Source organism: Brevibacterium antiquum, from assembly GCF_016107655.1.
In the GTDB taxonomy this organism is placed as follows: domain Bacteria; phylum Actinomycetota; class Actinomycetes; order Actinomycetales; family Brevibacteriaceae; genus Brevibacterium; species Brevibacterium antiquum.
In genome coordinates, this window is the sequence record NZ_JABASX010000003.1 from 140,192 (window position 1) to 158,776 (window position 18,585).

Consider the following 18,585-nt stretch of genomic DNA (forward strand, 5'->3'; position numbering starts at 1 on the left):
ATCAGCCAACTCTATCGCAGGCTCGGCGTCTATTCTGGTTCGACATGGACTTGACTACCGACTCACTGCTGCTGACCCTGGCGATGAACCATCGCCTGCACTCCAGCCTCGCCCCTGACGAGGTCAGTGCCGCATTCCTCGACGATGATCGTGATGTCCCTCTCATCGTCTCCGACGAGGTCTTCGGCACCTCACCGCCGACGGGTCTGCTGCTTTTCACCGCCGAGGCTGGCGCCGCTGGAATCACGCATGCTCGGCTCGCACTGCATCACCCTTCGCTGCCGCATACGACTCCGCCGGTGGACAAGGCCGATCGGCTCAAGGTCGGCCGGCATACGGCACCGATCGTCCTCCACTCCGGTTCCCACCAAGGTGCGGTGGTCCTTCTGGGCGCCGAGGCGAACGTCGAGGTCATCGCCTGCCGTGACACGGTCTTTCATCCGGTCACCGTGGCTACCCCTGCCGAGGCGCTGCGCCGACTCCGGCTCCTTGTGATGGAGGGACTGAACCTCATCGAGTCGATCGAGGTTCCCGCCGACTGGCGAGAGGGGCCGTGGCGGGACTGGCAGGAGGAGCTGAGCCTGAATCATCCGATCTCGAAGCTCATCCCCTCGGTCGCCGACGCCCGAGCCATCTATGCGGCGCTGGACATCCATGAGCGGATGCGCACAGTGCTGGCTCCGGCCACGGTCGCACCTCCCGCCTTCGGTGATCTGCTCTCGCGTCTCCACCCCGCGGCCGCCGACTACATCATGGCGGTCGCTACGATGAAGGGGTGATTGACTTAGACTCCTCCACCCCGATGCCAGGCAACGCCGTCCAGCTCCTCGTCATGGACGTCGATTCGACGTTCATCAATGAGGAGGTCATCGACCTCATCGCCGTCCACGCCGAGGTGGGCGCCCAGGTTGCCGACATCACGGAACGTGCCATGGCAGGCCAGTTGGACTTCGCCGCATCGCTGGCAGAGCGGGTGGCGCTGCTCAAAGGTCTGCCGGTCTCCGTCCTCCACGAGGTGGGGGCCCAGATCACGCTGACCGAAGGTGCCCGCGAACTCGTCGCGGCCGTTCAGTCAGGCGGCGGTGTCGTTGCCCTGGTCTCCGGTGGCTTCACCCAGATCATCGCTCCGGTTGCGGAGTCGATGGGCATCACCGAGGTCTACGCCAATGGTCTCGACTCTGCCGAGGGACTGCTGACCGGAGTCACGAGCGGTCGCGTCATCGATCCGAGTGCGAAGGCGGAGATCTTCAAGCAGCTGTCATCGAAATACGGATGTGATCGGGCCCGAACAGTGGCCATCGGCGACGGCGCCAACGACATCGGCATGATCCAGGCCGCGGGTCTGGGCGTCGCCTTCTGTGCGAAACCGGCGCTTGTCGCTGCAGCTGACGCCTCGGTGACGAATCGTGATCTGCGTGAGGTGCTCACCCTCATCGAGGCACGCACCCAGGTGTGAACGTCACCGCGGGTGAGTGACCGCGGGTGAATAGAACTCAGGCGCCTGAAACGCGTTCAGACGCCTGGTTCTGTGTCAGCTGCAGCGCTCAGACCCCGAGGAAGACCCTGAGTTCGGGTGCGGGATAGTTCCCGGGCTCGACGTCCCAGCTCTCAAGGACGAACACCGCAAGCGAGGAAGGACGGAACGCGTCCGGGACTCCGGCGGCCGGGCTCAGGTGGCCGACCACCTCGGCGACGGTGGGCTGATGGCCCACGATGTAGACGCACTGGGAATCTGACGGGATCGAATTGATCGCGTCGATCCAGTCATCGACTCCCCCGTTGTAGAGGGATTCGTCCTGGCGCAGTTCGAGGCCCGCACCGGTCTCAGGTTCCCCGTTGTGCCGGTTGACGGCTTCGACCACGGCCTGCCCTGTCTGGACGGTGCGCCTGGCCGCCGAGGCGATGGCCACGTCAGGTGACCAGCGCTCGGCGATCTCGGCTCCGGCTTCGACGGCTTGAGCAAGACCTTTGGCGTTCAATGAGCGTTCGAAGTCCGTCGGACCCTCGGCCTCGGCCTTCGCATGGCGAGCGAGAATGAGCACAGGCATGGTATCAGGCGCCGGTGGAGTGGAATCCGCCGTCGACGTGGACCATCTCGCCGGTTGTGGCAGGGAACCAGTCCGAGAGCAGGGCGACGATCGCCTTGCCTGCCGGAGTGGTGTCCTTCTGGTCCCAGCCCAGCGGTGCGCGGTCGCCCCACATGTCTTCGAGCGTCCCGAATCCGGGAATCGAGGTGGCGGCGGTGGTCTTCAGCGGTCCGGCCGAGACGAGGTTGACGCGGACTCCGTCCTCGCCGACGTACTTCGCGAGGTAGCGAGCAGTGGACTCGAAGGCGGCCTTGGCCACGCCCATCCAGTCGTAGACCGGCCAGGAGATGGTGGCGTCGAAGGTCAGACCGACGACACCGGCACCCTTGTTGAGCACAGGCTTCGCGGCCACGGTGATGGCCTTGAGCGAGAACGCCGAGACATGGATCGCTGCGGACACGGAGTCCCATGGGGTGTCGAGGAACACGCCGCCGAGTGCGTCCTTGGGGGCAAACGCGATGGCGTGGACGATGCCGTCGATGTTGCCCTCGAGGCGCTCAGGCAGTGCTGCCAGGTCATCGTCGTTGGTGGCATCGAGTTCGATGACCTTCGGGGTCTCGGGCAGTCGCTCGGCGATCACCTGGGTGATCTTCATCTGGCGGCCGAAGCTGGAGAGGATGACTTCGGCACCCTGCTCCTGGGCGATGCGGGCGGCTGCGAAGGCGATGGATGCCTCGGTCAGAACGCCGGTGACGAGGATGCGCTTTCCGTCAAGAATTCCCATGGTGGTCCTTTCGAAATGTTCAAACGTAGGTGAAATCGTTGCGATCGACGCCGTAGGAGCCGACGTCCTTGGTGTGAAGTCTAGATGTTGACGGGGCTCAGTGCCCCATCCCCAGTCCGCCGTCGACGGGAATGACGGCGCCGGAGATGTAGGCGGCTTCGTCTGAGGACACCCAGCGCACGACCTTTGCGACCTCGCTCGCCTCGGCGAATCGCTTGGCGGGGATCGTGGCGAGGTATTCCTTCTGCTGCTTCTCGGGCAGCTCATCCGTCATGTCGGTGCGGATGAAGCCCGGTGCGACGACGTTGGCGGTGATGCCGCGCGAACCCAGCTCACGGGTGACCGAGCGGGCGAGGCCGACGAGTCCGGCCTTCGACGCCGAGTAGTTCGCTTGACCGGGGACTCCGTAGAGTCCCGACACGGACGAGATGAGCACGATGCGGCCCTTCTTCGCGCGAATCATTCCGGTGATGGCACGCTTCACGGTGCGGAAGGTGCCGGTGAGGTTGGTGTCGACGACGGCCTCGAACTCCTCGTCGCTCATCCGCATGAGCAGATTGTCGCGGGTGATGCCGGCGTTCGCCACGACCACCTCGACGGGGCCCAGCTTCTCCTCGATCTGCGCGAATGCCGCGTCGAGGGATGCGGTATCGGTGACGTCCGCGGACACGGCCAGAGCACCTTCCGGTGCGTCTCCGTTGCGGGAGGTGACGGCAACCGTGTCGCCCTGGGCGAGGAATTCCTCGGCGATGGTGCGGCCGATTCCGCGGTTTCCTCCGGTCACGAGGACTATGCGTGGTTCTGACACGAATCTCTCCTGTTGGTGGACAATACAGATTGATCAGCGTTTGAGATCAAACTTACCGTCACTAACCTATCGCGAACCGGCAGGCGTCGATACGACTCACACAAACGAAGAGTATGATTTTGTAGCAGTAATCGAACGAAGAAGGTTATGTCCAAGCACCCGCAGCAGATCACCACGGCAGACACTGCCCTTGATGACGACATGAAGTCGCGGATCATCAAATACTCGGTCACCATGGCAATTCGCACGCTCTGCTTCGTGGCGGCCTATTTCATGTTCCGGGCAGATCTGACCGTGTTGATGTGGATCTGCGTGGCCGGTGCCGTGCTCCTCCCCTATCCGGCTGTGATCATCGCCAATGCCGGGCGTGAGCGCACCACCAATGACGATTCGGCTCTGCTGGACAACGCGCCGATGCCCGAGCTGCCGCCGGCAACCGGTGAGACCATCGCCGGGGAGACGATCGCTGGGGAAACCGAGGACTCAGCGCCGGACGATGGTGAAACGTCGACAGACCCGACTCGAGGTGATGACACATGACGGAGACGCTCCAATGCTCGGCCAAGGGTTGCCGGGCAGAGGCCACCCGCGCAATTCTGTGGAACAATCCCCGCCTGCACATGCCCAAACGCCGCAAGACCTGGCTGGCTTGTGACGAACATCTCGACTATCTGCGAGAGTTCCTGACCATGCGCAGCTTCTATCAGAGCGACGTCGCCGTCGACGACATCCCGGAGGACGCCGGTTGATGTCACGCTATTCCTTCCTCTTCAGCGCACGGTGGCTGAAATACATCGCCATGACCATCATCATCGTCATCGCCTGCATCTTCCTGGCACTGTGGCAGAAGGACCGACAGGATCAGCGGCAGCATGAGATCGCTACGATCAACGCGAACTATTCGTCTCAACCGGTCGACATCACGAGCGTTCTGGGTTCCACCTCGGCGACTCTCGATGGCGACGATGAGTGGCGACAGGTGTCGCTGACCGGCCACTATCTGGAATCCGATACCGTGTTCGCGCGCAACCGGACGGTCAACGACAAGGTCGGCTATTACGTCGTCGTTCCGTTCGAGCTCACGTCCGGGGACACGATCGCGATCGTCAGGGGATGGATCGCAGAACCCGATCAGGCCCCGCCGACGCCCACCGGGGAGCAGACCATCGCCGCCCGTCTCCAACCGGCCCAGGACGGTTCCGAGGACAATAATCCGGATGGGCTGATCAAGGCCATCGATCCCGCCCGGATCCCCGGTATGGATTCGGCATACGAGAACATCTACGCGGAGACCATCCACACCGGCAACGGCCTGCCCGACGAATCTGGGCTGACGCCTCTGCCGGCACCGGATCTCGACCCGGGCAACCACCTGTCCTACATGCTCCAGTGGTTCACCTTCGGCATCATGATCATCATCGCCGTATCGATCTCCGCCAGACGAGAACGCAGAGCCGACGCCGAGGCGGCCGCGAAATTCACCGGCGACGTCGAATACGTCGTGGTGGACAAGGAGGCGCTGGACGCGGGAGCGAAGATCTCCCAGCCGGGCAACCGCTATGGCCGCAACCGGTTGAGATCACCGGGTGTCCACGGCCGTGACGAGGCAGAAGAGGACGAATTCATCGAGGACCGGTTCAGGCACTCCTGAACCGGCGGTCGTTGGGACCACCGGCGAAGAGGTCGAGTCTCAGGCCAGCGTGACGAGATCCAGGTAAGTGTCGTTCCACAGGTCCTCGTCGCCGTCAGGCAGCAGCAGCACACGGTCGGGGTCGAGCGCGGAGACTGCTCCCTCATCGTGTGTGACAAGGATGATGGCGCCCTCGTAGCGGCGGATAGCTGAGAGGATCTCCTCACGCGAGGCCGGATCGAGGTTGTTCGTCGGCTCATCGAGGAGGAGGACGTTGGCGCTGGAGACCACGAGTGTGGCCAGCGCCAGACGAGTCTTCTCGCCGCCGGAGAGCACCTTTGATGGCTTATGCACGTCATCGCCGGAGAACAGGAACGAACCGAGCACATTGCGCACCGCGGTGTCGTCGAGGTGCGGGGAGTTGCGCTTCATGTTCTCCAACACGCTGCGGTCGAGATCGAGCGTCTCGTGTTCCTGTGCGTAGTACCCGAGCCTGAGGCCGAAGCCCGGGACGACCTCACCCGAGTCCGGTTCGTCGAGACCGGCCAGCAGGCGCAGCAGCGTTGTCTTGCCGGCACCGTTGTAGCCGAGGATGACCACTCGTGAGCCCTTGTCGATGGCCAAGTCGACGCCGGTGAAGACCTCTGTCGATCCGAAGCTGCGAGAGAGTCCCTCAGCCGTCAGCGGCACTCGTCCGCAGTCGGCAGGGGCCGGGAACCGCAGGTTCGCGACCTTCTCGGTGCTGCGTTCGGCATCGAGTCCCGACAGCAGGCGTTCGGCACGTTTGGCCATCTGCTGGGCGGCCACGGTCTTCGTCGCCTTCGCCATCATCTTGTTCGCCTGGGCGTTCAGGGCCGAAGCCTTCTTCTCGGCATTGGCACGCTCGCGACGGCGACGGCGCTCATCATCTTCGCGCTGCTTGAGGTAGAGACGGTAGCCCATCGAATAGATGTCGATGGTCTGGCGGGTCGCGTCGAGGAAGAACACCTTGTTGACGACTTCATCGATGAGGTCGAGGTCGTGACTGATGATGATGAGTCCGCCGGAGTAGCCCTTGAGGTAGTCGCGCAGCCACAGGACGGACTCTGCGTCCAGGTGGTTCGTCGGCTCGTCGAGGATCATCGTGTCCGGGGCTGAGAAGAGGATCCGGGCAAGTTCGACGCGGCGCCTCTGGCCGCCCGAGAGGGTGCCGATCTCCTGGTTGATGAGATCTTCGTCGAGGCCCAGGTTCGCTGCGATCGCGTAGGCTTCGGATTCCGCTGAGTAACCGCCTGCGGCCATGAATTCGGCTTCGATGCGCGGGTAGCGATCGATGGCCTTCATCGAGACATTCTCATCAGGCGAGGCCATCTGGTTCTCGGCCTTGCGCAGACGCTTGACTAAGACGTCGAGTTCGCGGGCGGAGAGGATGCGCTCCATGCCGGTGGCCTGTGGGTCACCGCTGCGGGGATCCTGAGGCAGGTATCCCACCGACCCGGAGACGGAGACTCTGCCCTTCGCGGCACTGTGGCCACCCATGATCACCTTCGTCAGGGTGGTCTTGCCCGCCCCGTTGCGTCCGACCAGGCCGACTCGGTCACCCTTGTCCACGCGGAAGGAGACCTCGGACATCAGCGTACGGGCGCCGACGTTGACTTCGAGGTCGGATGCCTGAATCATTCATTCTCCAAACTGCGACCGATGATGTCGGCCAAGAATTCTTGCGGGTGGATTCCCTGAGCCTGTGCCCGGGAGACGAGTTCGTCTGCGATGTGTGTGGGGACTCGACAGGACACGAGCGTGGTGGTCCCGGCGGCCGGCGCGTCGTCGGCGACCGGGGCTTCGTCGGCGACCGGAACGTCCTCAGTTGAGGAAGCCGTAATCGACTGGGACGTCCCCGCGGGGACGTATCCGGGTCCGGAGGGAACCTTTGTGCTCTTCTGATACGCGGTGGCCGCTGCCCGTGCACGGTCGTCTGCCGCTTCGTTCATTGCGTGGTTGCTGTGGCCCTTGACCCATTCGAATTCGACCTCGCGGCCCTTCAGCGCGGAATCGAGCTGTTCGAGGAGATCCTTATTGAGGACGTCCTTGCCGTCAGCCTTCTTCCATCCTCTGCGCTTCCAGCCGGGCATCCACTTCGTGCACGCGTTGATGACATATTTGGAGTCGCAGAAGACCTTGAGATCCTCCTCGGCTTCCGCCGTCGAGTTCAGCAGGTCGAGGACGGCCATGAGCTCGCCGCGGTTATTCGTCGATTCCTTCCAGCCGCCGGCGTGCCAGCAGTCATCATCGACGTACCAGGCCCAGCCGGCGGGTCCGGGGTTGCCGAGGGCTGACCCGTCTGCGGCCGCGATGATCGTCAATGGTTCTCCTAGGAAAGTCGGTCTTCATTCTTTCATGCCGAGCCTTGTCCCCTGCATTCAGGGCAGGTGATCTCTGCAACCCCGACCCACAACATCGCCGAGGTGGGGGCACCGGAATCGGTGCTCCCACCTCGGCGAGGTGAGGGTGTGACGTCCCCGCGGGGACGTCGGCAGTATCAGAACTCAGATGTTGAAGCCGAGGGCACGCATCTGTTCGCGACCGTCCTCGGTGATCTTCTCAGGTCCCCACGGCGGCATCCAGACCCAGTTGATCCGGTAGGCCGGCACGATGCCCTCGAGGCACTGAGCGGTCTGGTCTTCGATGACATCGGTCAGCGGGCAGGCCGCAGACGTCAGGGTCATCTCGACGACGGCGGTGCCGTCGTCTTCGACGGAGAGTCCGTAGACGAGTCCGAGATCGACGATGTTGACGCCGAGCTCAGGATCCATGACGTCCATCATCGCTTCGCGCACCTCGTCGATGCTGGCGTTCTGCGGTGCGTCTATCACTTCGGGCATTCTTACTCCTTCAGAGACGTTTGTGCTTGGTTGAGTGCGTCCTTGAACGCGACCCAGGACAGGAGCGCGCACTTGATCCTGGCCGGAAACTTGGACACTCCGGAAAACACCGCAGCGTCGCCGAGTATTTCCTCATCTCCCGCCATTGTTCCACGAGAGTGCATGAGTTCGTGGAATTTCGCTTCGATGTCAAGCATGCCCTCGACACTGTTCTCCGCAGCAAGCTCTGTCAGAACAGAGGCCGAGGCCATGGAGATCGAGCATCCGTCACCGGTCCAGCGCACGGCGATTCCGCCGTCTTCGCTGATCTCGGTCTCGAGTTCGATCTCGTCGCCACAGGTGGGGTTGATCTGGTGCGAGGAGCCGTGTGCCCCAGCAGCGCTGTCGCCGAGTAAGTCGGAGTTGCCGGCACGCTCCCGGGAATGATCGAGGATGACCTGTTGGTAGAGCTGTTGCATCTGCGTGCTCATGACACGATCCTCACTGAACTCCGAAGAAGGGACGGACCTCGGCCAGAGCGGCCAAGAACTGTTCGCAGTCCTCGGTGTTGTTGTACAGATAGGTGCTCGCCCGCGTCGTGGCGGTGACGCCGAAGCGCCGGTGCAGCGGCTGAGCGCAATGATGGCCGACCCGGACCGCAACTCCTTGGGAGTCGAGGTACTGCCCCACGTCGTGGGCGTGGACGCCGTCGACGTCGAAGGCCACGGTTCCGATCCGATTCTCGGCGGCGCCGAGCACCGTGATGCCGGGAATCTTCGCGATGCCGTCGAGGAGGACCCCGGCGAGCTCTCGCTCATGGTCGAAGATCTTCTCCAGGCCCACCTCGGCGAGGTAGTTGACCGCTGTGGTGAACGCCGCGACCTCGGCCACGGGCTGTGTTCCGGCCTCGAACCGCTGTGGTGCGTCCATGAACGCCGAATCCTCCATGGTCACCGTGGTGATCATGGATCCGCCGGTCAGGACCGGGGGCAGCGAGTTCAGCAGGTCCGTCTTTCCCCAGAGAGTGCCGAGACCGGTGGGCCCCAGCGCCTTGTGAGCGGAGAACGCTGCGAAGTCGATATCGAGGTCGACGAAGTTCACGGGCATGTGCGGGACCGATTGGCAGGCGTCGAGGACGACGAGGGCCCCCACCTGCCGGGCCCGAGCGACGAGTGCGTCGACCGGGTTGATGGTGCCGAGCACATTCGAGACGTGGGTGAAGGCGAAGACCTTGGTCGTCTCGTCGACGATGGATTCCAGATCGCTGAGATCGAGCTCTCCGGCGTCCGTGACCGGGAGCCAACGGAGTTGGGCACCCGTGGACTGGGCCAGCTGCTGCCAGGGGACGAGGTTCGCGTGGTGTTCCATCTCGGTGACGACGATGGAGTCGGCGGGGCCGAGACCGAAACGCTGAGCGGTCTCTCCCCCGAAGCCATCGCTGGCTCGGTCGATGCCCAATGCGACCACGTTGAGTGCCTCGGTGGCGTTCTTCGTCCAGACCACCTGTTCGGGTGCTCCGCCGACGAGGTCTGCCACTGCTTCACGGCCTGCTTCGAACGCGTCGGTGGCCATCACCGCAAGAGAGTGTGCTCCACGGTGGACGGCGGCATTGCGCTGCGAGTAGTACTCGGTGAATGTGTCGATGACGCACTGCGGCTTCTGGGAAGTCGCGCCAGAGTCGAGATAGCTCAGAGACGACTCCCCGATCCTGGTGTCCAGGATCGGGAAGTCGTTCCGCAGGCGGGAGAACATCAGACCGAGGCCTGCAGGAAGCGGTCGTAGCCTTCGTTCTCGAGGCGATCGGCCAGCTCGGGCCCGCCCTCTTCAGCAACCTTGCCCTTGATGATCACGTGCACGTGGTCGGGCTTGATGTAGCTGAGGATGCGGGTGTAGTGAGTGATGAGCAGGACGCCGACATCGGTCGACTCGCGCACCCGGTTGATGCCCTCGGACACGATGCGCAGAGCATCGACGTCAAGGCCGGAGTCGGTCTCGTCGAGGACGGAGAACTTGGGCTTGAGCATCTCCATCTGCAGGATCTCGTGGCGCTTCTTCTCGCCGCCGGAGAATCCTTCGTTGACGTTGCGGCTGGCGAACTCAGGATCCACACGGAGGTTCTCCATCGCGGACTTGAGGTCCTTGGTCCAGTGACGCAGCTTCGGTGCTTCACCGTCGATTGCGGTCTTGGCCGAACGCAGGAAGTTCGTCACGGTCACGCCGGGGACCTCGACGGGGTACTGCATGGCCAGGAACAGTCCGGCCTTGGCGCGCTCGTCGACGGACATCGCGAGGACGTCCACGCCGTCGAGGGTGACGGAGCCCGAGGTCACCTGGTACTTCGGGTGACCGGCCAGTGAGTAGGCCAGTGTGGACTTGCCGGAGCCGTTGGGGCCCATGATGGCGTGGGTCTCGTTGGAGTTGATCTCCAGGTTGATGCCGTTGAGGATCGGCTTGGGACCGGTTTCGGTGTTGACGCTGACGTGCAGGTCAGTGATTTTCAGAGTGGACATGTCAATCCTTTTCAATTCAGGTAAGCGTGGTGATCAGTTGAGCGTGCTGGTCAATTGACCACTGTGCTCGGGTCAAGCAGGATGCGGCCGGCGATCTCCTTGCAGTCATAGACTGCGACGGGTTCGAATGCCGGTGGGCTCAGTGGGCGGCCGGTCTTGAGGTCGAACTGGGATCCGTGCAGCCAGCATTCGATGGCGCAGCCCTCCACTTCTCCCTCGGCCAGCGATACCTCGCCGTGAGTGCAGACATCGTCGATGGCATGGATCGTGCCGTCGGAGTCGCGGGCGATGCAGATCTCGAAGTTGTTCACTTCGATCCTCATCGTCGCGCCCGCGGCCACCTCGTCGGCGGCTGCAACGTCGATCATGGTCACAGAACGCTCCGGGAGAGTTCTTCCTCGATTCGCTCGTTGAGGACCTCTTCGATCTCGGGTACCTGGATCTTCTGGATCACTTCGTTGAAGAATCCGCGGACCACGAGCTGACGCGCAACGTCCTCGGGGATGCCGCGGCTCATCAGGTAGAACAGGTGCTCCTCATCGAAGCGTCCGGTCGACGAAGCGTGTCCGGCGCCGGCGATGTCGCCGGTCTCGATCTCCAAGTTCGGCACCGAGTCCGCCCTGGCCCCATCGGAGAGGATGAGGTTGCGGTTGAGCTCGTAGGTGTCGATGTCGAGTGCCTCGGGGCGGATGAGCACATCGCCGATCCAGACGCTGCGTGCGTCCTTGCCCTGGAGAGCGCCCTTGTAGTGGACGTTCGAGGTGGCCTTCGGCGTGTTGTGGTCGACGTAGGTGCGGTGCTCGAAGTGCTGGCCGGCATCGGCGAAGTAGAGTCCGAGCAGTTCGGCCTCTCCCCCGGCTGCCGAGTAGCGCACGTTCGTGTTCAGGCGCACGATGTCTCCGCCGAGGCTGATGACGATGTGCTTGAACTTCGCATCCTTGCCCACGATCGCGTCGTGCTGGCCCAGGTGCTGTGTCTCGTCGTCCCAGAGCTGCAGGGACACGAAGGTCACATTTGCGCCATCACCGATGACGAGGGACACGAGCTCGGAGTGCCGAGCGAGTCCTTCGTGCTCGATGACGATGGTCGCCTTGGCATTCGCTCCGACGGAGACGACGACATGTCCATGGGAGATGTCGTTGCCGGTGCCGTCGGCGTGGATGATCACGGCGCCGTCGATCTCGGTTCCCGCGGGAACCGAGTAGTGGGTGACGGTGGCGGCGCGGTTGGCTGCCACGGCGGCGGCCCGATCCTCGGGTTCGAGGATGCCCAGCTCCTGCGCGGCCTCGAGCGAGATCTCCTCCACGGAGATGCCCTCAGGCAGGTCGCCGGTCGTCGTCAGCTTCGTCTCGGAGGCAGCGTCGGTGAAGAAATCACTGAGTTTGCGCACCGGCGAGAACCGCCACTCCTCTTCGCGTCCGTTCGGGACGGAGAAGTCGGAGACGTCGAAGCTGCGGGTGCGAGCGTCCCGCTTGGAATCGGGGACGTGGACGTCGGCGCCATGAGAGTGCTCATCGAGGCCCAACGGATTGGTGGTATCAGTCACTTAGAAAACTCCTTGTCGTGGTCGGTGGTGGGCGCAGATCAGCCCACGCCACCTTCCATCTGGATTTCGATGAGGCGGTTGAGCTCGAGTGCGTATTCCATCGGCAGCTCGCGAGCGATCGGCTCGACGAATCCGCGCACGATCATCGCCATTGCCTCGGTCTCCTCCATGCCGCGGCTCATGAGGTAGAAGAGCTGATCCTCACTCACCTTCGACACGGTCGCCTCATGACCCAGCGTCACATCGTCCTCACGGATATCGATGTACGGGTAGGTGTCGGAGCGAGAGATGTTGTCGACCAGAAGTGCGTCACAGAGGACATTGTTCGACGAGCCTTTGGCTCCGGGGTGCACATGGACGAGTCCGCGGTAACCGGAACGTCCGCCGCCACGGGCCACGGACTTCGCCACGATCGAGGAGTGGGTGTTCGGAGCGGCGTGAACCATCTTCGCACCGGTGTCCTGATGCTGGCCCTCGCCGGCGAATGCCACGGACAGCGTCTCGCCGCGTGCGTGCTCACCGGTCAGCCAGATGGCCGGGTACTTCATGGTGACCTTCGAGCCGATGTTGCCGTCGACCCATTCCATGGAAGCGCCCTCTTCGGCGATCGCACGCTTGGTGACGAGGTTGTACACGTTGTTCGACCAGTTCTGGATGGTCGTGTAGCGAACCTTCGCGTCCTTCTTGGCCACGATCTCGACGACTGCGGAGTGCAGTGAGTCGGTCTTGTAGATCGGTGCGGTGCAGCCCTCGACGTAGTGCACTGACGAGCCTTCGTCGGCGATGATGAGGGTGCGCTCGAACTGGCCCATGTTCTCCGTGTTGATGCGGAAGTAGGCCTGCAGAGGGATCTCGACGTGGACGCCCTTGGGGACGTAGACGAAGGAACCGCCCGACCAGACTGCGGTGTTGAGCGCCGAGAACTTGTTGTCTCCGGCGGGGATGATCGAGCCGAAGTACTCTTCGAAGATCTCCGGGTACTCGCGCAGCCCGGTGTCGGTGTCCATGAAGATGACACCCTGCTTCTCGAGCTCTTCGTTGATCTGGTGGTAGACGACCTCGGACTCGTACTGAGCGGCCACACCTGCGACAAGACGCTGCTTCTCAGCCTCGGGGATGCCGAGCTTGTCGTAGGTGTTGCGGATGTCCTCGGGCAGATCGTCCCAGGACGTCGCTTGGCCCTCTGTCGAGCGCACGAAGTACTTGATGTCGTCGAAGTGGATGCCGGTGAGGTCTGCACCCCAGCTGGGCATCGGCTTCTTCTCAAACAGCTTGAGCGCCTTGAGCCGGCGCTGCAGCATCCAGTCCGGCTCGTCCTTCAACTTCGAGATGTTGCGGACGACGTCTTCTGAGAGACCGCGAGCCGCGAACTCTCCAGCGTCGTTTCCGTCGTGCCAACCGTATGCGTATTGCCCGAGGTCTTTGAGCTCGGGGTTAGCATCGATGATCCGATTGCCTGTGTCAGTCATCGTGAACCTCCTTGAGGTCGATCATTGCTGTGGATGAGTGGTCTGGTGAGTTCCGAGGTCGGAATGTGGGTGGTGCAGACATGGTCGCCGTGGGCCAATGAGGACAGACGACGAACATCGACGCCCAGGTAGTCCGAGAACATGGCGAGCTCTGCTTCGCAGATCTCGGGGAACTCGGAGGCGACTGCCTGGATCGGACAATGCCCTTGGCACAGCTGCATCGCTTCGAGAGGGGTGCCGGCCGCCACCGGTGTCGCCGAGGCAGCATATCCCTCCTTGGTCAATGCCGCAGCCAGTCCCCGGGAGCGGGAAGCCACTGTGGTGCCTCCCCGTCGATCCAGTTCCCCGCCGAGGCGGTCGCGGAGTTTCGCAACCAGGTCCTCGGTGAACTCCTCAACGGCCTCATGGCCGACTCGGTCCTTCATGAACCGGAGGATATCGACTGCCAGCTGGTCGTAGGAATGGGTGACCGACCCATGGCCACGCGAGGTGACCACGTAGTGTCTGGCCGGCCTGCCGCGGCCTGCCTGCTTGCCGGCGAGCTCTCGGACCTCGATGAGGCCCTCGCTCTCCAGCGCATCCATATGACGACGAATCGCCGCAGGAGTCAGGTGAAGACCTTTCGCCAACGCCGAGGCAGTGATCGGCCCTTCATCGAGCACCGATCGAAATACCTTCTCTCGGGTACGGCGATCTTCTGTGTCGTTCGCAGCCATTCTCCACCTCCTTGACTAACACAACACTATTGTTGCGTAATTTGTTTCGTAAAACTAGGTGAGCCTAACTACATGCCGATTCGACGCGTCGTAGAATGGTGTGGTGTCAGATTCGGCCCTCACCATTCGTGGTCTCCATTACTCGTACGGCGCACACCACGTCGTCGACGGGATCGACCTCGATGCCGCCACCGGATCCATCCTCGGTGTGCTCGGGCCCAATGGTGCAGGCAAGTCGACGACGATCTCCCTGGCGGTGGGCACACGAGCCCCCGACGCCGGTCGCGTGGAGATCTTCGGCCACGATCCGTTCCGTGACCACGCCTCGACATCGCTGCTCGCAGGCGTCATGCTCCAGGACGGCGGACTGCCGATGAGCGCGAAGCCGCTCCAGGTTCTGCGACACCTCGCGTCCCTCTATCCCAATCCGCTCAGCGTCGACGAACTCGCCGAGCCCTTGGGTCTGCACGAGTTCTCCACTCGCACGATCCGGCGCCTGTCGGGGGGCCAGAAGCAACGAGTCGCCCTGGCCGCCGCGCTCATCGGCCGACCGCGCCTGGTCTTCCTCGATGAGCCCTGTGCCGGGCTCGATCCTCAAGCACGGGAGGTCGTCCACGATTTCATCCGGGAGCTGGCAGCAGCCTCGGTGGCTGTGGTCCTGACGACCCATGACCTCGCCGAGGCGGAGGAGCTGGCCGATGAGGTCGTCGTCATCGATCGCGGTCGCATCATCGCCCAGGGCGCGCCCGAGGATCTGCGCAACGCCTCCCCCGCAGGTCGCCGACTCGTCATCACGGTGGGCCAGCCGCTGGAGCCTGCCCCTCGTGAGCTCCTGGCCACGATGAATAGGATCGCAGCCACCTCGGTGGTAGGAGCGGCCCTCGTCGTCGACGGGGACCTCGACAGCACCCAGATTGCTGGCCTGTGCACGGCCGTCGCCGAGGCGGGGCTGGCGATCACGGACATCGACATGCACTCCCAGTCGTTGGCAGATGTGTTCTTCGAACTCACGGGCAGGCCGCTGCGATGAGCCAGATGCCACCGACCAGCCAGAGGCCGCAGATGAGGACGAAGCGCGTCATCGCGCAGACCAAGTTCGAGACGATCTCCGTACTGCGCAACGGCGAACAGCTGCTGCTCTCACTCATCCTGCCGCTGGGTATGCTCATCTTCCTCGCGAAGGCACCGCTGCTCAGCGGCCTCGGCATCGTCGGGCCCGGGGCGGATCCGCTCACCGTGGCCCTGCCCGGTGCACTGAGCCTGTGCCTGGCCTCGACTGCCTTCACCGGTCAGGCGATCGCTACGGCCTTCGACCGCCGCTATGGGGTGCTGCGACAGCTGGCGACGACGCCGCTGGGCACGAATGGCCTCATCCTCGGCAAGCTCGGCGCAGTCGTCGCCGTCGTCGTCATCCAATTCATCCTTGCCTTTGCCATCGCTGTGGGCCTCGGCTTCAACAGTCCCGTGAACCCACTCGCACTGATCCTGACCACGCTTCTTGGCACCGCAGCGCTGCTGTCCTTAGGCTTGCTCATGGCAGGAACCGTACGGGCAGAGGCCACCCTGGCCGGTGCCAACCTGATCTGGGTGCTCATGGCCGGTGTGGGCGGGCTCGTCATCGCCCATCCGGGAGAATGGGGCACTGTGGTCGGCTATCTGCCCTCCGGCGCGCTCGGTGATGCGATGCGTGCGGCCGTCGGTGGTGCCGGCTTCGACATCAAAGCTTTGATCGTGCTCCTCGTGTGGGGGCTGCTGGGAACCTTTGCGGCACGCAGGTGGTTCCGATTCGAATGAGGAGAGAAATGGTCACTAAGAGGATTCGTGTCGCTGCATGGGCCATGCTCATCGCGCAGGCCATCATCATCGTCAGCGGCGGCATCGTCCGCCTCACCGGCTCCGGCCTCGGGTGCACGGACTGGCCCAAGTGCACCCCCGATTCGCTCGTGACCACCCCGGAGATGGGCATCCACGGCCTCATCGAATTCGGCAACCGCACGCTGGCTGTGGCGCTGGCCATGCTCGGCGTCGTCATCTTCTTCATGCTCTGGAAGCATCGGAAGCAGCGCCCCGACCTGTTCTGGCTCAACCTCGGGCTGTTGGCCATCGTCCCCGTCCAGGCCATCGTCGGCGGCATCACCGTGTGGACGAAGCTCAACCCGTGGGTCGTGGCCGGACACTTCGTGCCCTCTGCCATCGCCGTCGGCGTCGCCGCGTACTTCGTTCGCCGCACCTCCGACACCGGCGTGCGCACAGCTGAGAAGGCTCCGTCACCGCTGCCGGCGCTCGGCTGGACCATCCTCGGTCTGACCGCGATCGTTGTCATCTTCGGTGTCCTCACCACGGGCGCGGGACCGCACTCGGGTTCGACGATGTCGACCCGCAACGGTCTCGACAACGTCTGGATCACCCGCGCACATGCCGCCCCGGTCTGGCTGCTGGTCATCGCGACCATCTCCTCGCTCGTCCTGGCAGTGAAGAAGCACACCGTCATGGTCCGACCGCTGGTCGTACTCCTCATCATCGAGGTGCTGCAGGGGATCATCGGCTACGTCCAGTACTTCACCGGCGTGCCCATCGTGCTCGTGGCATTCCATATGATCGGCATCTCGGCTACTATCGCGGCAAGCGTTGCCGTCCTCGACAGCGCATACCCGAGGAGCACCCATCATGCCGACACCGATCACGCCGTGCCTGTGGTTCACTGACCACGCCGAGGAGGCGATGGAGTTCTACTGCTCCGTCTTCCCCAACTCGCACATCGTCTCCATCGACCGTTACCCCGATGAGTCCCTCGATCCGCATTACGCGGGGATGCGCGGCAAGGTCATCAATGGGGTCTTCGAGCTCGACGGCACTCGCTTCATCTGCCTCGACGGCGGACCTGCATTCACGTTCAACGAGGCGATCTCACTGACCGTCAGATGTCGTGATCAGGCCGAGATCGACCACTACTGGTCAGCGCTGTCGGCCGTTCCCGCCAGCGAGCAGTGCGGCTGGCTCAAGGACGAGTACGGGATCAGCTGGCAGATTGTTCCGGCCCACCTCGAGGAGCTGATGACCGGAGATGCCCAGGTCAAGGCGCTGATGGGGATGAAGAAGATCGTCATCGAGGAACTCGTCAACGCAAGCTGAGCAGCTCCTACGCTGCGGCTTTGGATGCGTCAGCTGCGGATGCGTCGGGGTGAGGACCTACCAGAATCCGGGGAGGACGAACGGGTCGATCGCGACTGCGAGGAAGAGCAGTGACAAGTAGGTGATCGAGCCGTGGAAGACCTTCATCGCCTTCAGCGAGGTTCCGCTCTTGCCCTTCTTCGCCCGGGAGACGAGTGCATAGCAGGAGAACAGGAACCAAGCGCCGGCGAGAACCGCAACGCCTGTGTAGACAGGGCCCATCGGGGCGAGCGGAATGAGTGCCAGCGAGCAGGCCACCATCGCCCAGGTGTAGGCGATCATCTGGCGACCGACGTTCGTCGGCGGGACCTTCGATGGCAGCATCGGAACGTCTGCGGCATCATAGTCGGCCTTGTACTTGATCGCCAGCGGCCAGTAGTGCGGCGGCGTCCAGAAGAAGACGACGAGGAAGAGCAGGAGTGGTTCCCAGGCCAGTCCGCCGGTGACGGCAGACCAGCCGATGAGCACAGGCATGCAGCCCGCGGCGCCGCCCCAGACGATGTTCTGTGTGGTACGACGCTTGAGGATCAGCGTGTAGAAGACCGCGTAGAGCAGGATCGCGCAGGCGGTGAGTCCAGCGGTCACCCAGTTTGTGAAGCCGCCGAGCCAGAAGATCGATCCCAGGCCCAGCGCGAAGGCGAAGATGAGTGCGGCCCGTGGTGTGATCTCACCGGTCACGAGTGGGCGATGCTTGGTGCGTTCCATCTTCGCGTCGATGTCACGATCGACGTAGCAGTTGAAGACCGAAGCGGAGGCTGCGGCAGCTGCGCCGCCGATGAGGGTATTGATGACCAGCCAGATATTCGGCATTCCCTGCGCGGCGAGGAACATCACCGGAGCAGTGGTCACCAGCAGGAGTTCGATCACTCGAGGCTTGGTCAGTGCGATGTAGGCACTGATGATCGAGCGGGGGCGTTTTGAGAGTCGTTCCTCGTCGATTGCCCTCTGCAGAGGACGTTCACTCTGCGTGTCCTGGTTCTGACGAAGTTCACTCACGATGTCGATTCTACCCTCTGTCGAATTTTTTGCCAGTCGGTGGGGGCTGTGTTTCGGAGCCGGAATCTGCACCAGATCTGAGTCACAG

General features: G+C 63.2%; 23 protein-coding genes. 9 read left to right on the plus strand and 14 right to left on the minus strand.

The window, feature by feature from the left end; translation table 11 throughout:
• The first annotated feature begins 44 nt into the window (after nucleotides 1-44).
• Together JFC13_RS06125 and serB are read left to right on the plus strand one after the other, a co-directional pair.
• On the plus strand, nucleotides 45-779 hold the full coding sequence (locus tag JFC13_RS06125) for a hypothetical protein (protein WP_198396224.1): 735 nt from the start codon (nucleotides 45-47) through the stop codon (nucleotides 777-779).
• Nucleotides 776-1,456 carry a phosphoserine phosphatase SerB gene (serB, locus tag JFC13_RS06130; RefSeq protein ID WP_332839348.1) on the plus strand — a complete coding sequence of 227 codons (681 nt, stop codon included), beginning with the start codon at nucleotides 776-778 and terminating at the stop codon, nucleotides 1,454-1,456. The genes JFC13_RS06125 and serB overlap by 4 nt, the downstream gene beginning before the upstream one ends.
• An 88-nt stretch (nucleotides 1,457-1,544) precedes the next feature.
• On the opposite strand, the gene JFC13_RS06135 is transcribed toward serB, so the two are convergent.
• From JFC13_RS06135 to JFC13_RS06145, 3 genes are all read right to left on the minus strand, one after another.
• Nucleotides 1,545-2,048 carry a SixA phosphatase family protein gene (locus JFC13_RS06135; protein WP_198396226.1) on the minus strand — a complete coding sequence of 168 codons (504 nt, stop codon included), beginning with the start codon at nucleotides 2,046-2,048 and terminating at the stop codon, nucleotides 1,545-1,547.
• A gap of 4 nt (nucleotides 2,049-2,052) precedes the next feature.
• Nucleotides 2,053-2,811 (minus strand): enoyl-ACP reductase FabI, encoded by a 759-nt coding sequence (fabI, locus tag JFC13_RS06140; protein ID WP_143921727.1) that lies wholly within the window; start codon nucleotides 2,809-2,811, stop codon nucleotides 2,053-2,055.
• 97 nt (nucleotides 2,812-2,908) lie between these two features.
• A complete protein-coding gene (locus JFC13_RS06145; protein WP_198396227.1) occupies nucleotides 2,909-3,619 on the minus strand; it encodes a beta-ketoacyl-ACP reductase in 711 nt (236 codons plus the stop codon).
• 147 nt (nucleotides 3,620-3,766) lie between these two features.
• On the opposite strand from JFC13_RS06145, the gene JFC13_RS06150 reads away from it, so the two are divergent.
• The 3 genes from JFC13_RS06150 to JFC13_RS06160 are packed head-to-tail and all read left to right on the plus strand — an operon-like array spanning nucleotide 3,767 to nucleotide 5,270.
• Nucleotides 3,767-4,159 (plus strand): DUF3099 domain-containing protein, encoded by a 393-nt coding sequence (locus tag JFC13_RS06150; RefSeq protein WP_198396228.1) that lies wholly within the window; start codon nucleotides 3,767-3,769, stop codon nucleotides 4,157-4,159.
• Nucleotides 4,156-4,368 carry a hypothetical protein gene (locus JFC13_RS06155; RefSeq protein WP_143921730.1) on the plus strand — a complete coding sequence of 71 codons (213 nt, stop codon included), beginning with the start codon at nucleotides 4,156-4,158 and terminating at the stop codon, nucleotides 4,366-4,368. The genes JFC13_RS06150 and JFC13_RS06155 overlap by 4 nt, the downstream gene beginning before the upstream one ends.
• Entirely contained in the window at nucleotides 4,368-5,270 is a 903-nt protein-coding gene (locus tag JFC13_RS06160; RefSeq protein WP_198396229.1) for an SURF1 family cytochrome oxidase biogenesis protein, read from the plus strand. Before JFC13_RS06155 ends, JFC13_RS06160 begins: the two co-directional genes overlap by 1 nt.
• Before the next feature lie 39 nt (nucleotides 5,271-5,309).
• Here the strand turns inward: JFC13_RS06160 and JFC13_RS06165 are convergent, their stop codons facing one another.
• The 10 genes from JFC13_RS06165 to JFC13_RS06210 form a co-directional block, all read right to left on the minus strand.
• Nucleotides 5,310-6,908 (minus strand): ABC-F family ATP-binding cassette domain-containing protein, encoded by a 1,599-nt coding sequence (locus JFC13_RS06165; protein ID WP_198396230.1) that lies wholly within the window; start codon nucleotides 6,906-6,908, stop codon nucleotides 5,310-5,312.
• On the minus strand, nucleotides 6,905-7,591 hold the full coding sequence (locus JFC13_RS06170; RefSeq protein ID WP_198396231.1) for a ribonuclease H family protein: 687 nt from the start codon (nucleotides 7,589-7,591) through the stop codon (nucleotides 6,905-6,907). The genes JFC13_RS06165 and JFC13_RS06170 overlap by 4 nt, the downstream gene beginning before the upstream one ends.
• Before the next feature lie 183 nt (nucleotides 7,592-7,774).
• Nucleotides 7,775-8,110: a metal-sulfur cluster assembly factor gene (locus tag JFC13_RS06175; RefSeq protein ID WP_198396232.1), complete on the minus strand. Its 336-nt coding sequence runs from the start codon at nucleotides 8,108-8,110 to the stop codon at nucleotides 7,775-7,777.
• 2 nt (nucleotides 8,111-8,112) lie between these two features.
• A complete protein-coding gene (gene sufU / locus JFC13_RS06180; protein ID WP_198396233.1) occupies nucleotides 8,113-8,580 on the minus strand; it encodes a Fe-S cluster assembly sulfur transfer protein SufU in 468 nt (155 codons plus the stop codon).
• A gap of 10 nt (nucleotides 8,581-8,590) precedes the next feature.
• Nucleotides 8,591-9,841, minus strand: a complete 1,251-nt coding sequence (locus tag JFC13_RS06185) for a SufS family cysteine desulfurase (protein WP_198396234.1) — start codon at nucleotides 9,839-9,841, stop codon at nucleotides 8,591-8,593.
• Nucleotides 9,841-10,599, minus strand: coding sequence for a Fe-S cluster assembly ATPase SufC (sufC, locus tag JFC13_RS06190; RefSeq protein ID WP_198396235.1), 759 nt, complete (start codon nucleotides 10,597-10,599; stop codon nucleotides 9,841-9,843). The genes JFC13_RS06185 and sufC overlap by 1 nt, the downstream gene beginning before the upstream one ends.
• Nucleotides 10,600-10,649: 50 nt before the next feature.
• Complete coding sequence (locus JFC13_RS06195) at nucleotides 10,650-10,973, minus strand: non-heme iron oxygenase ferredoxin subunit (RefSeq protein WP_408610727.1); 324 nt, start codon at nucleotides 10,971-10,973, stop codon at nucleotides 10,650-10,652.
• A complete protein-coding gene (sufD, locus tag JFC13_RS06200) occupies nucleotides 10,970-12,145 on the minus strand; it encodes a Fe-S cluster assembly protein SufD (protein WP_198396236.1) in 1,176 nt (391 codons plus the stop codon). The genes JFC13_RS06195 and sufD overlap by 4 nt, the downstream gene beginning before the upstream one ends.
• Nucleotides 12,146-12,183: 38 nt before the next feature.
• The gene (gene sufB / locus JFC13_RS06205) at nucleotides 12,184-13,614 is read right to left on the minus strand and encodes a Fe-S cluster assembly protein SufB (protein ID WP_198396237.1); all 1,431 of its coding nucleotides are present in this window, start codon (nucleotides 13,612-13,614) and stop codon (nucleotides 12,184-12,186) included.
• On the minus strand, nucleotides 13,611-14,330 hold the full coding sequence (locus JFC13_RS06210; RefSeq protein ID WP_198396238.1) for a helix-turn-helix transcriptional regulator: 720 nt from the start codon (nucleotides 14,328-14,330) through the stop codon (nucleotides 13,611-13,613). Before JFC13_RS06210 ends, sufB begins: the two co-directional genes overlap by 4 nt.
• A 103-nt stretch (nucleotides 14,331-14,433) precedes the next feature.
• On the opposite strand from JFC13_RS06210, the gene JFC13_RS19635 reads away from it, so the two are divergent.
• From JFC13_RS19635 to JFC13_RS06230, 4 genes are read left to right on the plus strand one after another with little or no spacing between them, the layout of a single operon-like run.
• Nucleotides 14,434-15,360, plus strand: coding sequence for an ABC transporter ATP-binding protein (locus JFC13_RS19635; RefSeq protein WP_198396239.1), 927 nt, complete (start codon nucleotides 14,434-14,436; stop codon nucleotides 15,358-15,360).
• Between the two features lie 32 nt (nucleotides 15,361-15,392).
• A complete protein-coding gene (locus tag JFC13_RS06220; RefSeq protein WP_232488270.1) occupies nucleotides 15,393-16,124 on the plus strand; it encodes an ABC transporter permease in 732 nt (243 codons plus the stop codon).
• Between the two features lie 8 nt (nucleotides 16,125-16,132).
• Nucleotides 16,133-17,035: a COX15/CtaA family protein gene (locus tag JFC13_RS06225; protein WP_198396241.1), complete on the plus strand. Its 903-nt coding sequence runs from the start codon at nucleotides 16,133-16,135 to the stop codon at nucleotides 17,033-17,035.
• On the plus strand, nucleotides 16,998-17,462 hold the full coding sequence (locus JFC13_RS06230) for a VOC family protein (RefSeq protein WP_198396242.1): 465 nt from the start codon (nucleotides 16,998-17,000) through the stop codon (nucleotides 17,460-17,462). The genes JFC13_RS06225 and JFC13_RS06230 overlap by 38 nt, the downstream gene beginning before the upstream one ends.
• A 57-nt stretch (nucleotides 17,463-17,519) precedes the next feature.
• Here JFC13_RS06230 and JFC13_RS06235 read toward each other — a convergent pair whose 3' ends face one another.
• The gene (locus JFC13_RS06235) at nucleotides 17,520-18,497 is read right to left on the minus strand and encodes a heme o synthase (protein ID WP_198396243.1); all 978 of its coding nucleotides are present in this window, start codon (nucleotides 18,495-18,497) and stop codon (nucleotides 17,520-17,522) included.
• Nucleotides 18,498-18,585: the final 88 nt, after the last annotated feature.

Coding starts and splice junctions, on each gene's coding strand:
- JFC13_RS06125 (WP_198396224.1), top strand. CDS start 45: ATGGACTTGACTACCGACTCACTGCTGCTGACCCTGGCGATGAACCAT.
- JFC13_RS06135 (WP_198396226.1), bottom strand. CDS start 2,048: ATGCCTGTGCTCATTCTCGCTCGCCATGCGAAGGCCGAGGCCGAGGGT.
- fabI (WP_143921727.1), bottom strand. CDS start 2,811: ATGGGAATTCTTGACGGAAAGCGCATCCTCGTCACCGGCGTTCTGACC.
- JFC13_RS06150 (WP_198396228.1), top strand. CDS start 3,767: ATGTCCAAGCACCCGCAGCAGATCACCACGGCAGACACTGCCCTTGAT.
- JFC13_RS06155 (WP_143921730.1), top strand. CDS start 4,156: ATGACGGAGACGCTCCAATGCTCGGCCAAGGGTTGCCGGGCAGAGGCC.
- JFC13_RS06160 (WP_198396229.1), top strand. CDS start 4,368: ATGTCACGCTATTCCTTCCTCTTCAGCGCACGGTGGCTGAAATACATC.
- JFC13_RS06165 (WP_198396230.1), bottom strand. CDS start 6,908: ATGATTCAGGCATCCGACCTCGAAGTCAACGTCGGCGCCCGTACGCTG.
- JFC13_RS06175 (WP_198396232.1), bottom strand. CDS start 8,110: ATGCCCGAAGTGATAGACGCACCGCAGAACGCCAGCATCGACGAGGTG.
- sufU (WP_198396233.1), bottom strand. CDS start 8,580: ATGAGCACGCAGATGCAACAGCTCTACCAACAGGTCATCCTCGATCAT.
- JFC13_RS06185 (WP_198396234.1), bottom strand. CDS start 9,841: ATGTTCTCCCGCCTGCGGAACGACTTCCCGATCCTGGACACCAGGATC.
- sufC (WP_198396235.1), bottom strand. CDS start 10,599: ATGTCCACTCTGAAAATCACTGACCTGCACGTCAGCGTCAACACCGAA.
- sufB (WP_198396237.1), bottom strand. CDS start 13,614: ATGACTGACACAGGCAATCGGATCATCGATGCTAACCCCGAGCTCAAA.
- JFC13_RS06210 (WP_198396238.1), bottom strand. CDS start 14,330: ATGGCTGCGAACGACACAGAAGATCGCCGTACCCGAGAGAAGGTATTT.
- JFC13_RS06220 (WP_232488270.1), top strand. CDS start 15,393: ATGAGGACGAAGCGCGTCATCGCGCAGACCAAGTTCGAGACGATCTCC.
- JFC13_RS06225 (WP_198396241.1), top strand. CDS start 16,133: ATGGTCACTAAGAGGATTCGTGTCGCTGCATGGGCCATGCTCATCGCG.
- JFC13_RS06230 (WP_198396242.1), top strand. CDS start 16,998: ATGCCGACACCGATCACGCCGTGCCTGTGGTTCACTGACCACGCCGAG.